The 14,687-nt window shown below is 38.0% G+C and carries 18 protein-coding genes and 1 pseudogene; 14 read left to right on the forward strand and 5 right to left on the reverse strand.

The features are described from left to right. Positions 1 to 217 precede the first annotated feature (217 nt). Together H7J92_RS07905 and H7J92_RS07910 are read left to right on the forward strand one after the other, a co-directional pair. A complete protein-coding gene (locus H7J92_RS07905; protein ID WP_425516856.1) occupies positions 218 to 661 on the forward strand; it encodes a DNA cytosine methyltransferase in 444 nt (147 codons plus the stop codon). 11 nt (positions 662 to 672) lie between these two features. Then, complete coding sequence (locus H7J92_RS07910) at positions 673 to 957, forward strand: DNA cytosine methyltransferase (protein WP_343228080.1); 285 nt, start codon at positions 673 to 675, stop codon at positions 955 to 957. A 311-nt stretch (positions 958 to 1,268) separates the two neighbouring features. Here H7J92_RS07910 and H7J92_RS07915 read toward each other — a convergent pair whose 3' ends face one another. Next, entirely contained in the window at positions 1,269 to 1,925 is a 657-nt protein-coding gene (locus H7J92_RS07915; RefSeq protein ID WP_221836392.1) for a CatB-related O-acetyltransferase, read from the reverse strand. 195 nt (positions 1,926 to 2,120) lie between these two features. Here H7J92_RS07915 and H7J92_RS07920 point away from each other — a divergent pair, with 195 nt between their 5' ends. From H7J92_RS07920 to H7J92_RS07960, 9 genes are all read left to right on the forward strand, one after another. After that, positions 2,121 to 2,339 carry a hypothetical protein gene (locus H7J92_RS07920; protein WP_221836394.1) on the forward strand — a complete coding sequence of 73 codons (219 nt, stop codon included), beginning with the start codon at positions 2,121 to 2,123 and terminating at the stop codon, positions 2,337 to 2,339. A gap of 107 nt (positions 2,340 to 2,446) precedes the next feature. Then, entirely contained in the window at positions 2,447 to 2,635 is a 189-nt protein-coding gene (locus H7J92_RS07925; RefSeq protein ID WP_221836396.1) for a DUF6877 family protein, read from the forward strand. A 358-nt stretch (positions 2,636 to 2,993) separates the two neighbouring features. Beyond that, positions 2,994 to 3,692, forward strand: coding sequence for a DUF421 domain-containing protein (locus tag H7J92_RS07930; protein ID WP_221836399.1), 699 nt, complete (start codon positions 2,994 to 2,996; stop codon positions 3,690 to 3,692). A gap of 78 nt (positions 3,693 to 3,770) precedes the next feature. Then, complete coding sequence (locus H7J92_RS07935; protein ID WP_221836402.1) at positions 3,771 to 3,989, forward strand: glycosyltransferase; 219 nt, start codon at positions 3,771 to 3,773, stop codon at positions 3,987 to 3,989. A 351-nt stretch (positions 3,990 to 4,340) separates the two neighbouring features. Further along, positions 4,341 to 4,694 carry an alpha/beta fold hydrolase gene (locus H7J92_RS18045; RefSeq protein ID WP_221836404.1) on the forward strand — a complete coding sequence of 118 codons (354 nt, stop codon included), beginning with the start codon at positions 4,341 to 4,343 and terminating at the stop codon, positions 4,692 to 4,694. Between the two features lie 765 nt (positions 4,695 to 5,459). Beyond that, entirely contained in the window at positions 5,460 to 5,636 is a 177-nt protein-coding gene (locus tag H7J92_RS07945; protein WP_176132457.1) for a hypothetical protein, read from the forward strand. 33 nt (positions 5,637 to 5,669) lie between these two features. After that, the gene (locus H7J92_RS07950) at positions 5,670 to 6,125 is read left to right on the forward strand and encodes a hypothetical protein (RefSeq protein WP_078816904.1); all 456 of its coding nucleotides are present in this window, start codon (positions 5,670 to 5,672) and stop codon (positions 6,123 to 6,125) included. A gap of 374 nt (positions 6,126 to 6,499) precedes the next feature. After that, positions 6,500 to 7,030 carry a polymorphic toxin type 50 domain-containing protein gene (locus H7J92_RS07955; protein ID WP_078816903.1) on the forward strand — a complete coding sequence of 177 codons (531 nt, stop codon included), beginning with the start codon at positions 6,500 to 6,502 and terminating at the stop codon, positions 7,028 to 7,030. Positions 7,031 to 7,408: 378 nt separating this feature from the next. After that, positions 7,409 to 7,594, forward strand: a complete 186-nt coding sequence (locus H7J92_RS07960; protein WP_078816902.1) for a hypothetical protein — start codon at positions 7,409 to 7,411, stop codon at positions 7,592 to 7,594. 22 nt (positions 7,595 to 7,616) lie between these two features. On the opposite strand, the gene H7J92_RS07965 is transcribed toward H7J92_RS07960, so the two are convergent. The 3 genes and pseudogenes from H7J92_RS07965 to rpsD form a co-directional block, all read right to left on the reverse strand. After that, positions 7,617 to 7,784, reverse strand: a complete 168-nt coding sequence (locus H7J92_RS07965; protein WP_176132484.1) for a hypothetical protein — start codon at positions 7,782 to 7,784, stop codon at positions 7,617 to 7,619. Between the two features lie 379 nt (positions 7,785 to 8,163). Further along, positions 8,164 to 9,516 (reverse strand): annotated as a pseudogene (locus tag H7J92_RS07970) (IS3 family transposase). A gap of 341 nt (positions 9,517 to 9,857) precedes the next feature. Beyond that, positions 9,858 to 10,460 carry a 30S ribosomal protein S4 gene (gene rpsD / locus H7J92_RS07975; RefSeq protein ID WP_078816901.1) on the reverse strand — a complete coding sequence of 201 codons (603 nt, stop codon included), beginning with the start codon at positions 10,458 to 10,460 and terminating at the stop codon, positions 9,858 to 9,860. Between the two features lie 349 nt (positions 10,461 to 10,809). Here rpsD and megL point away from each other — a divergent pair, with 349 nt between their 5' ends. Both megL and H7J92_RS07985 read left to right on the forward strand, forming a co-directional pair. Beyond that, complete coding sequence (gene megL, locus H7J92_RS07980) at positions 10,810 to 12,000, forward strand: methionine gamma-lyase (protein ID WP_221836405.1); 1,191 nt, start codon at positions 10,810 to 10,812, stop codon at positions 11,998 to 12,000. A gap of 551 nt (positions 12,001 to 12,551) precedes the next feature. Continuing rightward, positions 12,552 to 13,700, forward strand: coding sequence for a baeRF3 domain-containing protein (locus H7J92_RS07985; protein WP_221836408.1), 1,149 nt, complete (start codon positions 12,552 to 12,554; stop codon positions 13,698 to 13,700). Positions 13,701 to 13,745: 45 nt separating this feature from the next. On the opposite strand, the gene H7J92_RS07990 is transcribed toward H7J92_RS07985, so the two are convergent. Further along, on the reverse strand, positions 13,746 to 14,123 hold the full coding sequence (locus H7J92_RS07990; protein WP_078816898.1) for a carboxymuconolactone decarboxylase family protein: 378 nt from the start codon (positions 14,121 to 14,123) through the stop codon (positions 13,746 to 13,748). Positions 14,124 to 14,359: 236 nt separating this feature from the next. On the opposite strand from H7J92_RS07990, the gene H7J92_RS07995 reads away from it, so the two are divergent. Continuing rightward, the gene (locus H7J92_RS07995; RefSeq protein WP_246602668.1) at positions 14,360 to 14,677 is read left to right on the forward strand and encodes a YflT domain-containing protein; all 318 of its coding nucleotides are present in this window, start codon (positions 14,360 to 14,362) and stop codon (positions 14,675 to 14,677) included. Positions 14,678 to 14,687 lie beyond the last annotated feature (10 nt).

The following is a 14,687-nucleotide window of genomic DNA, read 5'->3' on the forward strand; positions in this document are numbered from 1 at the left end:
AATTATTGCTGGATGTAGAAATGATATTTGGAAGATACAAAACTATATATTCTTACAGCCTGCAAATATTCGAGGTTGTAAGTAAGGATAGTTAGGAGTATTAAAAGTGCCTACAATAGACTAGTAAAGTCTACTGCAGGCACTGAGGTTAATTACCTTGTAATACTCCAGATCCAGTACATTGAGTACCTGTTGAACAAGACAAACCGATACTATAATAGCCAGGGCTGATGGAACCCGAAGTAGTTTGATATTCGAAACGTTAAAGATTATTGAAAGCATGGGTACATGGAAGCCGAGAGTGGTTATTGGGGAAAATGTGAAAAATGTCTTGTCGAAAAGAATGAAGCTGGAATTTGATCGTTATTTATCAGATATGGAAAGATTGAGTTATACGAATAATTTCGATGTGCTTAATGCTCGAGACTTCGGGATTCCTCAAGCGAGGGAAAGAGTATTTGTCGTAAGCAGACTGTGTGGATCAGTTTTCAATTTCGCGAGACTTAAGAAAAAGCCAATGCAAGATATTTGGAGTTTCATCGAAGACAAAGCGGACGATCGGTACATTATCACTCAGCCAAACATGCTTAACAAAATAGGTGTTGATCCAACCCTTTTGGTGGCAGGCTCACTCTTATCAAAGAATATGCATGGACAATAACCACGAAGCAAATGCGTTGTCCGAACAGCGGCATTATACCAATCGGAAAAGAAAATTATCGGTTGCTGACAGAAAAGGAGTGCTGGCATTTGATGTGCTTTGATGATGAGGACTTTAATGCCGCTGAGAAAGAGCATCCACGCAGGCGCGACTTTCTTAATGGCACGCTTTATCACCAAGCAGGCAATAGCATTGTGGTGGATGTGTTGGAAGCGATATTCGATGTTCTATTAAGTTCTGAACAACCAAATGATTTTATTCAAGAAACACACGGACAGTTAAGGTGGATTTGTTAAGTGGGGTGAAAGCGATGCACGATATTTTTTATAGTATCCGCTCTAACCATTTCCATGCTGTTTTACTGGATCGGTCGTAGCAACGGTTACATAGCAGGAGTAAATGCTGGCTATGATCACGGCTGGATAAATGGTAAGCGGGAAGGCGAAAGGCTTGGAAGGCGTAGGGAGTTTTGATACACAATTGACAAAAGCTGCACAACAATGAGTTTTCACATTAAAAAATAGTCCCTTCTTAATTAGCTATTAAGAAGAGACTATTACTTAATTTTATTCGTTTTTATTTAAAGAGAAGATTTAAAAAAGAAACGTTAGGGTTTAATTTCCTTTTTATAGAAGTCGTATAACTGGTTAATAGAAGAACCAGACAAGATATGGCTGGCCCGTTCAATTTTCTCACGTTCCCAATCGAACCAACGCATTTCCTTCAACTTTTCGATTTCTTTGTCTGTAAAGCGTTTCTTTATCTCTTTTGCAGGATTACCACCTACTATCGTATATGGTGGGACATTTTTTGCAACGACCGATCCAGCCGCAACAATGGCACCTTCACCAATGGTCACACCAGGCATAATCATCGAATTCATGCCAATCCAGGCATCATTTTCGATGATTGTATCGCCTTTAGGTTCGTAAGAAGTTTCAATTTGTTCCACAAACGGATACACGGTAATCCATTCGGGATGATGATTGTTATTTCCGCCCATTAAAATAATTACACCACTTGCAATGCATACGTAATTTCCAATAATTAACTTATCTAAATGCCAACCATAGTCTTCGATAGGGTTAAATAACTTTCTTGATTTTTCGTCTCCCCATAAGTATCTAACGCACCCATCTTCAAAATCTTGATTATCGTAATAACCAGAATAGTAGGAGTACTCCCCTACTTCAATCATTGGATTGTTGACAATATCTTTTAAATACTTAATTTCAGACCAGTGGTTAAATCGATGTTTTTTCATTTTTTTTCCTCGCTTCTAAGTAGTATAAATCATTTTTTACTTAGAAGCTTAATGCCGTAGCAACATTCTTAAACCGTTTCAAACGACGAACCATCGCCCTCATCCTATTCCTAATTGATGGGGGAATTGTAACAAATGAATCATCTTCTGTCAAATCTTACTGCAAAGTCGAAGGAAAAGCGCAAGAGGGGTCAGATGAAACCGAAAATTCACAAAGGTCGCCCGATTATCCAGCCAGGAGAAACCTATGATATCGACGGCAAGCTAAACGAAGTCGTGACAGGAGTAGCAGGCAACGGCAAGGTTAGAGGTGACTCAATATCGCTGTCGCAGCTGGTCTATATCTTGGAGGATGTTCAGACAGGCGAACGAATGCAGATAGGTGAGAAAGAGCTTCACGCTAAACTCTCATGACAAACAGACCGCAAAGCGCGGTCTACACTCACCATTTGGTGTAATCACAGTTTCAGCGAGTGAGGCTGTAAATAAACATAGTAAATTTTGGACAACAGGTGAAGAGCATGAGCAAAAATCCAATAGCAGAAATAACGAAGATATCGGACCAGCTACCGATCGTAGCGTTACAAGACATACACAAACGCATAGCGGATTGGTTAGCCGGCGGAGGCAAGCATGATGATCCGTATGTTTGGCGGCAGTTGAGATATGCGAAGAGTGTAGCAGAAAGGGTGAAAGTGAATGGTCGCTAAATATGAACCGATCTATTTGCTATTTGAAGATGCCACAGTCAAGTGGCAGTGGTTAGAGAGTGAGTTGTTCCGCTTCCGGCAGATGTGGGTGATGGCGCTGATATTAGCGAATTGACAAAAGCGTTTAAGACTAATCGGCGTAGTATTGCACTTGTTGTGATGGAACAGGCGGAGCAGGGGTTTATTGAGCATCAGCGATTTGGGTTGTTTGGGAATTGAAAAAGACGAGGATCCCTCCGCGGCATGGCTAACAACATTGTAATACACAAAGAGGTATCCTATGGGAAACACTCATGTTTTTAAATTTTATGGCAACAATAATTTGAAATGTTGAAAGAGAAACGGAGTGGAAATATAAGTGGAATTTTTTTATGGTCAAGAAAATCTTACAAGTATTCAATGGATATTACGTGCAATAGTTTCATTTTCCGTTTTACTTTTGGCAACCAAATTATTGGGACGCCGCTCAATTGCACAGTTAAGGCTTCTTGATTTTACTATAGCCTTAATACTTGGAAATATACTTGCACACCCTTTATCAGACGAGCAGTTAGGATTAAAAGGTTCAATTATTACGACAGGGGTGCTAATTGCTCTTTACTTGCTATGTGTATTTGTTTCTTTGAAGTCGAGAGGATTTGGAAAATGGTTAGAACCATCTCCTTTCCCTTTAATAGAAAATGGAGAAATTCTGTATAAAGAATTGGGTAAAGCAAGGATCACAATAGACCATTTATTATCAGAAGCTAGAAAAGCAAAAGTTGCAGAAATTAATCAAGTCGCCCTTGCAATGTGGGAACCTGATGGAACCATTTCTTTTTTCTTATCGCCACAACTCCAGGCATTAACTCCGAAAGATATTCAATTAGTGAAAGATCCTTTTTCTATTTCAAAGACGATTATCAAAGAAGGGAAAATAGATCTCGCTGAATTAAGCCAGATAGGTAAAGACATTGCTTGGTTAGAACATAAAATGTCAATTTCTAATGTTAGTGAAAAAGATATTTTATTGGCAACTATGGATAATCAAGAACAATTAAGATTTTATTTTTATTGATGAAGTTGTTTGTAAATAAAAAAGACAGGATCTCTCCCGTCATGGCTGACGTTATTGTAACACACAAGGAGGGATCCTGTGGGTGTAATTCAAGAAGAAGTATACGTTAAGAGAGCAGGCAAGTTTGTAAAAGTGAAAAATGCGGCGCTGGTGAGTTTGGATAAAAACGCGGTTTATCGAGTGATAGATAAGTCTATAGATGAGACGGACAAGCAGGGAGAGGGATTTGGGAAGCAAATCTTCAACTGGCAGGATGATAAGCCGTTGTTTTATGAGGTTAGTTATACGAAGAGGTAGGTGGGTGAATAGATGAATGATACAGTTAACGCTATGAGTTATCGTGATGGGTTACTTAGACGTTCAATTCTCAAGTTCCCTATTAAAAAAATTATACGTCAAGAAAATAAAATGGGGAAATGATACAATATATAATTCAGGGTTATGGAAAGCATCCACCAGTAATAGAATATATAGTCAAGCGCACAACTTGTTGAAGAGTCACAAATATAAAGATGTTATCTTGAATCACAAAAACGATAGTAAGGTAGGATAAGAAAATGAAAACTCAACTGTCAAAATATATAAAAAACAGGCTCTTCAAAACAATTTATTTCTATTTTTGGTGAAAATAACAATCTGCCTCTTTTAGTGTATTTGCATGGTGGTCCAGGTGATGCTGCTTTACCACTGATCTATAAATATAACTCAGAACTTGGAAAAACGTTTAATGTTGTAGTTTGGGAACAAAGAGGGGCTGGGAAATCCTACTATACTTTTTCTAATGAGGAACAAATATCTAGTGAAACTTATATAGAAGACGTATACAGTTTAATTCATTATTTGTTAGAAACGTTTAAACAAGAAAAAGTTTACCTTTTAGGGCACTCGTGGGGTAGTGTACTAGGCTTAATTTTTATTAAAAAATATCCTCATCTAGTATATAGTTATTTTGGATCTGGTCAAGTAGTTAACATGAAAAAAAGGGTTAAAGTGTCAATATGATTTTGTTCTGAAAGAAATTCAAGAACAAAATAAAAAAAAGCTTATTCAGCGATTGAAAAGTATTGACCTTTCATTAACTCAAAAAGATTGGTTAAACGATTTATTATTTATTACTAAATTAGTGGTACGATACAGACGTTCTTTATATGGTAAAAGCAATTATAACCAACTGGTAAGGGATTTCGTTTTTTCATCAAAGTACACATTTAAAGATTTAATTAATCGTGAAAAAGGGAGTCTACAATCAATACAATATTTGTGGCAAGAGCTCATGAAAATAGATTTTAGTGAATACAAGAGTTTCGATGTCCCTGTTACGTTTTTTGAGGGGCGTCATGATAGGCATGTTTCTTCCGCGTTAGTAGAGGATTACTATCACACAATAAAAACGACAAAAAAACTTATTTGGTTCGAAAATTCAAGTCATTTTCCCCAGTGGGAAGAATCAGTCAAGTTTAATGAGTCTTTGATAAGTGATATAAAGCAAAATTAGTTTTACAAGCTATTGATTTCTTTGAAGTCTGTAATTTGCAATGCTTTAGACGGCAGTATATCAACGCTTTTCATATCTGGTTGGTACAAACGCAGGACTATGAAAGGATATGCATAACTAAATAAGTCTACTGGAACAACCAGGGACACTGAGGAACGGCGTAACGCTGTTGTTTGGTGTCCTTTTTATTTGTTGCACAAGGGAAACTGCTCTCTGGGACTTTTTTACCCAAAAACGATAGTTTTGGCAACATTTATGAAAGGAGTGGGGAAATGAACAAAACTTTAAAAGAACAACTCATTGAAAAAGGACTCGTGCAGCTGGTCAAACAAGCGAAAGTGAAAAAGGATACTCGGACAAGCAAGAAGAGAAACGAGCGGTTGAGCGAGCGGGATTGGAGGAAATTGATGGGTTCGAACATGCCGACGTATGGACGGAAAAAGGGCTGAACATTTAGACAACGATAGGATGGGGGATACAACATGCTGGATTGGGCGGATCTGCTGGATAGAAACAATCCGATTGAGATGGAGGATCTGAAGCATTTCAACTCTATGATTAAATTCATGTCTTACTCTCTGGAATGGATGGAAACAGGACGTCAACCAGGGACTTATCGGGGAGCGGAAGAAAGTAATGTTTATCAAAAAAGATCCTACGAAAATATGGATTGGCTGCCTGATTTGGAAGCGCAACTACGTGAAGAAAATGACATAAACAAAAAGCATTTATTCATGACCAGGGAAGAAAAGATAATACTCGCTGACATACTTTCCTCCTTTTCGTTGAGAGAGCGTCAGTGCTGCCTGTTGCACAAGGGGCAGAAGAAAAGCATGAGTGACATAGGAGAGGGTTTAGGTGTCAGTAAAAGCATGGTCCAACAGTCTATACGCCTTGCCAAAAAGAAGATTTCTGATCGTATTCAAAAAGATTCATGATATATGCTATGATATACGAACTTGCTATACTTGAGGGGAACCATTAAAGGAGCCGTGATATTACCCCTTTCACGGGGATGTTTTACTTTTTTCCCGCACTGATATCAATTCTTTAGTAAATATCTTCACCCTCTTCAATGAATTTTGCTCGCTCATTATACAGTTCTAATTCTTCAGGTGTGAGTTCACGCAGCTTACTACCGTAGGTTGAACTTTTCTAAACTGACTGAAGCAAATGGGTGTACTCATCTTCATTCTTCTTTTAAATCTGTCTAACTCTCCATCTTTTCTTTTTTACTTTTATTTATTTGTTTATTTATTCTTTTATTATGCTTTGATTAACCTCGAATATAAAATATTGGAAGGGATTTAAAATGATCAGAATAAGTAAAAAATATCTAAAACCTTTTGTGTTGTTGTTATCTTTCACACTATTTTTAAATATGATTTCTCCAAGTATAGCTTTAGCACAAACAACAGCTTCTGATCAAAAACCTATCGAAAATCTACAGTATGACGAAAACGGATTTGAAGTACAACCTATGTTTTTAGGCTTAATTGCAAGAGTTGTTATTCAAGGTGGTTCAAGATTATTAAAAGTTTTTAGAGGCAACTCATTAGTCACTACTCATAAACTTATTATTCATTCTGGAAAACAAGGTAAACACATAATAGGTCACAGTAATTTCATACCAGGAAGAAGTGTTTTAAGAGCTGACGCTAATGCATTATTAAAATCATATGCTGGAAAAGGAAAAATGATTAATGAAAATAAAGAAAGAGTAGATTTAGGAAAATCAATTGGAGATTATTACAATCCAACAACAAAGCATTACCATCCTACAAACCAAGGAATTATACATTACAGTAAAACAGGTGCTTATATAGTTCCAGCAGCGCCATAATAGACTAAGGAAAGTTATTATAAATGATCCATATAGATAAAATTGTGAAAAGCTTCTTAAATATAAAACAGGAACTTTATTAAAGATAACTTGGGATAATAATTATACAAGCTTAAATGGGTAAATTTTACACGCGTGTATTTTTTAAGGAATACCCGGAAAGAACATACGAATACCATTATTTTTCAAAAGAACGTTTCTTCGGTGCTGCTTATGAAAATGGCGCAGAAATAGAAACGACGGAATATCTGAAAAATGCAAAATACCCATAACATAAGCGACTCTATCCATTCAGACGGAGTCGCTTTTTTTATTTGCCCGGTCAGTACCCAGTTTAGAGAATACATTATCATATTGATAAGAAAAAGGAGAGAATAAATGGACCCGCGTTTAGCAGACCTTCTTCAGAAGACCAGTTTGTACGGTACTTTAGCCAAATACTACGAACATATCGATCCACGATGGCATATGTATTTTTACGAGTTGCACTTTAAATATGAAAAACAGCTTGTAGAACTATACTGGAAGCTTCATGCACAAAATCCTAAAATGGATAATGAATAATAAATTTTAATTTATTGAGCCGCTAATTAGAAAGCGGCTCTCTTTTTGTATTATGCCTATCGCCCAATTCTAATAGTGTTTGTGCAAGCATACGTTGTTCATCTATAGATCCAGATTTTAAAAGTTCCATTAACATTTTCAATTCATTACTTGACCCCTTGTCACCAAACTCAACTCTCTCTGAAAGCATGATTACACCCCTTTAACGTTATGTTTCACCAATATGATTTGCATCATTCATCACCTCATACTCATTATGTCCACTTTTAATAATTACAATACATACCATTGGTATACGAACATTCATACGATATAATGAGAAAAAGGGGGGCGAGTGTGCGTAAAATATTAGAGAAGTAGGTAAAGTATGGAGAAATATTAGAGGTTATGTATATGGCCAAGGATGGTTCGATCAGTAAAAGACGAATCCGCGTGTTACAAGTGGAAGAGAACTCATTTCGCGCATATTACTTTCTACGAAATTCCAAACGAATATTTCTGATTGATAATATATATTAGCAGCCGTTCCCATATGCCACAGAGAAAGCCTGGTGATCTGATTAATTTCATCAGGCGACTTGAGTAAAATGAGTTCGGTATTGCACCGGACTCATTTTTAATTTTGCCTTCATCCGTTTCGTATTATAATAATTGATATATTTTTCTAGTTCTATTTTAAATTGTTCTACACTTTCAAATTCTTTTAAGTAGAGGAATTCCGACTTCATAATCCCAAAGAAATTCTCTATCATCGCGTTGTCGTAACAGTTGCCCTTACGAGACATGCTTTGGACGATTCCTCTTGCTTCAAGGGTGTGACGATATTGTTTCATTTGATAATGCCAACCTTGATCCGGATGCATCATTAGCTGGTGATCCTCTGGCAAGCGTTCTAGAGCGTTCTCCAACATATCTGAAACAAGTGAATACGTAGGTCTAGAGCCTATTGTATACGTAATAATTTCTCCATTAAATAAGTCTAAAACAGGCGATAAATAGAGTTCCTCGCCAAATAATTTAAATTCCGTAATGTCGGTTACCCATTTTTTATTTGGGGTATCTGCGGTAAAATTGCGGTCTAAAATATTGGGCGCTATTTTACCAACCGTACCTTTATATGATTTATACTTTTTCATACGTACCAAGCACTTTAACCTAACTCTTTCATGATGCGTTGAACCTTCTTATGATTAACTTTCTTTCCACGATTCGCTAGCTCATCACGAATACGACGGTAACCGTAACGTCCCTCATGTTCTTCATAACTCGCTTTGATTTCAACTTTTAAATCAGCATCTGGATCAGACTGATTCATTCGTTTCACTAAATCATAATATGTGCAGCGTGGAATGCCAGCAAGCTTCACGAGTGCTTTCACCGGATATTTATGCCTTAACTCATAGACTACTTGTGCTTGTCTTGTTTGGTGATTTTTCCTTGTTTTGAACTAAGATACTCAACTTTTTTGAATACTCGTTTTCCATCTCAAGCTGTTTAATGCGCGCTTCAAGCACTTCCGTTGATCTTTCAGTAGCGGATGGTTTTGATGATGGATGTGACTCTTTTTTCATGGATGGACGCCCCTTTTGTTTTGGCTGAAGGGCATCAATTCCTTGTGTTTCAAATTGTCTTTTCCAAACACGAATCGTTGAAGGAGAAGTTATTTTGAAAATAGCTGCAGTTTCATTCAAGGACGTACTATTTCCAACCATAAAATTTAGTACGTCCAGTCTAAACTGTTGGGTGTAATTTGTACATCGTTTTATGAATGCTTCGACACCATTGTACTCATATTGTTTGACCCATTTAAGAATCGCTTTATGATCAGTTCCTAAAGATTTAGCTATTTCACGAGAACTCTCACTTCCGTTTAAGTACTGATTAACTGCTTGTAATTTATCTTCTGCAGTAAATTTAGCCATAGAAAAACTGCACCTTCAATTGTTAGATTGTGTCTAACAATTGGGGTGCAGTTCATAAGCAGTTTCGGGGATTTTGAATACTGTCGTTTACTAAGCGTTCTAATTAGCGAGAGTAAACCGATAATTGAGGATTGGTTATTGTGGTGAATAAAAAGACCACTCTATTTTGAGTGGTCCATAAATAATCGGTATATTAGCCGCCTATGCTGTTTTTTATTAGCCCCAACTATATACTTTAACGTGCATTATAATACTTACATGAATAAATAAAAAGAAGCCCAGAACCTTGATTTAACAAGGTTTCTAAGGCTTTTAATACCATGGTTTGCAATGCAAACTAATTAACGAGAGTAGAATTCAACGATCAATGCTTCGTTGATTTCAGCAGCCAATTCGCTGCGCTCTGGAAGGCGAACGAACGTGCCTTTTTTAGAATCTTTGTCGAAAGTCACATAGTCAGGAACAAAGCTGCTCACTTCTAGCGCTTCTTCAACAGCAGTTAAGTTTTGAGATTTCTCGCGAAGAGAGATTTCAGAACCAGGTTTTACAGCGAAAGATGGGATATCTACGCGTTTGCCGTCTACTAGTACGTGACCGTGGTTGACCAATTGGCGAGCTGCGCGACGAGTGCGAGCAAGACCCATGCGGTATACAACGTTATCTAAACGAGTTTCAAGAAGAATCATGAAGTTTTCACCGTGAATTCCCTGCATTTTACCTGCTTTGTTGAAAAGCGTGCGGAATTGACGTTCGTTTACACCGTACATGAAACGTAGTTTTTGTTTTTCTTGTAATTGCATTCCGTATTCGGAAAGTTTTTTACGTTGGTTAGGACCGTGTTGTCCTGGTGCGTATGGACGCTTTTCAATTTCTTTACCTGTGCCGGTTAGTGAGATACCAAGACGGCGTGACAGTTTCCATGATGGACCTGTATATCGAGCCATGAGAGACTCCTCCTCTGTTGGTTTTATTTTGTTGTAAAATAAGACCAGATATGTTCAATCCATTTGCCATTCTATTATCTTGCATCTTCGCCTCTGCAGCCCCGAGGTTACGCGATACACCTTTATAAAGGAATAGACTGGACACAATGGAACACATAACTGCTGCAACTATTTTACACAAAGAATAGCATACCAATTAATTAGTCCTAGGTCAAGCTTTATACATATGGAGGAAGTTTAGAGAAACGATTCTTTCACTTTTCGAGAATTCGCGTTACACTGAAAATAGTATAACGAAAATACGCTTTCATATGATTAATTGAATAAGGTAGTAGAAGGAGGAATCAACATGCAAAAGAATAACAACTGGCATAAAGAAACGGCAATGATTCATGAAGGGTATAATAGTAAAGAGCATCAAGGTAGTCTCGCTGTACCTTTATATCAAACGGCAACCTATGTATTTGATTCGGCCGAGCAAGGTGAGCGGCGATTTGCAGGTGAAGAGAGTGGTAATATTTATTCACGTTTAGGAAACCCGACTGTTGGTGTACTGGAGGAACGGATTGCCAGAATGGAAGAAGGTTCAGCGGGACTGGCTTTTACATCGGGAATGGCAGCTGTTAGTGCAGTGCTCGTCCATGTTACAAAGGCGAATGATCATGTGCTTTGTTCTCGCGGAATTTATGGATGTACCTTTGGTTTATTAAAAATAATGCAGGAAAAATACAGTATCACACATGATCTAATTTCCATGGCGACAGAAGAAGAAATTGAAAAAGCGGTAACGCCTGAAACGGTATGTATATATGTAGAAACTCCAATTAATCCGACGATGGAGCTGGTGGATTTGCAGGCTGTCGTCAATGTTGCCAAACGTCATGGCTTGAAAGTGATCGTAGACAATACATTCTGTTCGCCTTATATCCAAACACCTCTGACATTCGGGGTAGACTTTGTGTTGCATAGTGCAACGAAATATTTGAATGGTCATGGGGATGTAATCGCAGGATTATTGGTAGGGAAAGATCAAGAAGAAATAGCGACTATTCGCAGTACTGTTCAAAAAGATTATGGCGGCGTGATTTCGCCATTTGATGCTTGGTTATTGCTGCGGGGAATCAAAACGTTGCCTGTGCGTATGGATAGACATTCTGCCAACGCCAAGATTCTTTTTGATTATCTGAAAAAACAACCGAAAGTAGAAGAAGTCTTTTATCCATTTGATGATCGACATTCACAGTATGAGATTGCGAAGAAGCAAATGAAAATGGGTGGAGGATTGATTTCCTTTACGATTAAAGGTGGTAAAAAGGAAGCACAGCAGTTGCTGAATAAACTGGAGCTTGTGAAATTGGCCGTTAGTTTAGGTGATGCGGAAACATTGATGCAACATCCCGCGACAATGACACATTCAGGAATACCAAAAGCAGAACGAGAAAAAATGGGCGTTACGGACTCCTTGCTTCGGTTATCTGTAGGACTAGAACATATGGATGATGTGATAGCTGATCTCGAACAAGCATTACACTCTATTTAATGAAGAAATGAAAAGAGGTTGCCGTGGAAGGTCTTTCCGTGGCAACCTTTTCGTTATACAAAAAAACGCCCGAAGTGAAAAAAACTTTTCGGGCGGTTCTGTTTACTGTATAAAATTGTGGAAGGGCTGCCTCTTTTGGAAGCAGCCCTTACTTTTGATAACTTACCAGTTTATTATGTTGGATCTCTCTATATCATAAGTGTGTTGGTTTCTATACATCATGTAGAATCTGAATAAACCGTATTTGCCGCGGTTGTTGTTCTACTGGTTGTTTTACTTAAGCAACGCAAACCCTACCTACTTTTGCGTCCTTGCGACCCTATAGTCGCGCCAGTGATGAATAAGTGTTCCGAAAAACATCTGCAGAACGCCATTTATTGTGTCAGATCAGTTATCAATACCAAATACTTATTATATACCATATATCATTACATGTCAACCGAATTGTAAATAGTCAAGATGGACGGAGTTTACATTTAGATGAAAGGGGAACAAATAAATTAGAGCCTGCGCTGTTAAAAGGCAGGAAAATTTGAACTGGAGGGATTAGGATGAACGTCGAAATTGTTAATGAATTTCCACATGAATTTTTGAGGGAGCAAGCGGAGCTATGTATCTCAATCTATCAACCGACCCACCGTTATCGTCCTGAAAATCAGCAAGATCCAATACGATTTAAAAATTTATTACAAAAAGTACATGAAGAACTAGAAAAAGAATATCCTGCGAATGAAGTGAAGGGCTTACTTGAGCCACTTGAAAAGCTAGTAGGCGAGAGGCCATTTTGGGCTCATGCAGGAGATGGACTAGCGTTATTTGCGACGAAAGATCGTTGTATTGCCTATAGACTCCAACGGCCCGTTCCTGAATTGGCAATCGTTTCAAAAAGCTTCCATATCAAGCCTCTCATCCGAGTATTCCAATCGGCAGATCGCTATCATTTGTTAGGAGTCAATCGACAACAGTTTAAATTGTTTGAAGGAAATCGCTACGGTGTAGAAGAAGTGGAAATACCTGAAGGATTGGCAAAAACTAAAGCGGAAGCAATCGGTGATCAAGTGACCGAATCATACTTAGGTGCAGGTGATTCAAGTGGAGCTGCCGGAACCGCAATGATGCATGGGCATGGAAGTAAAAAAGACGAAATCGATATAGATATTGAGCGTTATTTCCGCTATGTCGACCGAACGGTTGCAGAGCATTACTCCAAACCAAGTGGATTGCCTTTATATTTGGTCACGTTGACAGAGTACCATACGCCTTTTAAAGAACTGAGCCACAACCCGCACTTGCAGCAAATCGGAATCAAATCTGATTTTGAAGCACTGAGTTTAGAACAATTACGAAAAACCGCATGGGAATGCATTGAACCAAATTATTTAGAAAAAACAAAGAAACTAGTAGATAGTTTTGAGAACGCAAGGTCTAATGGTCAAGGCTCTGAAAAAATAGAGCAAGTTGTTCAAGCCGCCAGTGAAGATCGGATTAGTCGTCTTATGTTAGAAGACGGCCGTTTGTACCCAGGTAGAATTAATTTGGATACAGGAGAAATTCAGACAGAAAACCTGAAGAATACAGCTGTTGATGATGTGATGGACGACTTGGCTGAAATTGTTTTTAAAAGCGGCGGGGAAGTAGTCGTCTTGCCAGAAGAGCGAATGCCTGTCGATACCGGAATAGCGGCAATTTATAGATGGTAATGAAAAGCCGGTTGAGAAAATGTTCTCGACCGGCATTTTGTAGAGTTATTCATTTTCTAAAAGTTCTTTTGCGGCAGACAAAGCATTTTGAACACGCGGAAAGCCGACGTAAGGTATTAGTTGCATAATGCATTCGACGATTTCTGTTTTAGTCAAACCAACCGTCAATGCTCGTTTTACATGTGTCTTAATCTGTGGTTCTGTACCTTGCGTCACAAGAGAAGCAAGCGTCACCAACTGTCGCTGTTTACTATCTAATCCAGGCCTAGAATAGATTTCTCCATAACCAAACTCTACGATGTACTTTCGTAAATCAGGTGCTAGATCTTTTAATGTATCGGACGTCATCATCCGTTCTGCTTCTTCCTCGCTAACATATTCTTTGATTTTGCGTAAACCTTGTTCCAAACGATCTGTCGACATAATGTTCCCATCCTTTTTCTATTATTTTCTAATAAATTATAGAGTTAGTATAGCATAGTCCGAATGTTCTCTAAACAAATGGAGATTTTTTGCTTATAAAGGAAGTGAGCAGTTTATATTAGTTAGGTGAAAAGGTAATGGGTAAAAAGTCGCGAAGTGTGTAGAGGAAGTTTGAAAGGCAGGCTGAATAGGTATAGATGAATAGAGCGGAAAACAATTATTTGGAGGTTTTACAAATGGAAAAGTTTTTCTTAGAAAATGCAGTACAAGCAAAAAAGAAGATTGAAGAGCTAGTGACTCAAGGCTACACACATGACGATATTTATATATTCGCACACAATCAGGATCGCGAAGACAAAATCGCAGAAGCGTTAGATTCTGAACAAGTTGGAATGGGGGAGATGGGCTTCCTTAATAAAATGAAGAATATGTTTACTTCTCGTGGAGATACATTACGCAGTGAAATGCAATCAGTTGGATTGACTGAAGCTGAAGCGCAAGAAGGCGAAAGCGAGCTTGATAAAGGCAGACTTTTACTCGTAGCAAAACGATAAAAAAATAAAA

This window comes from Sporosarcina aquimarina (assembly GCF_019748715.1).
Classification (GTDB): domain Bacteria; phylum Bacillota; class Bacilli; order Bacillales_A; family Planococcaceae; genus Sporosarcina; species Sporosarcina newyorkensis.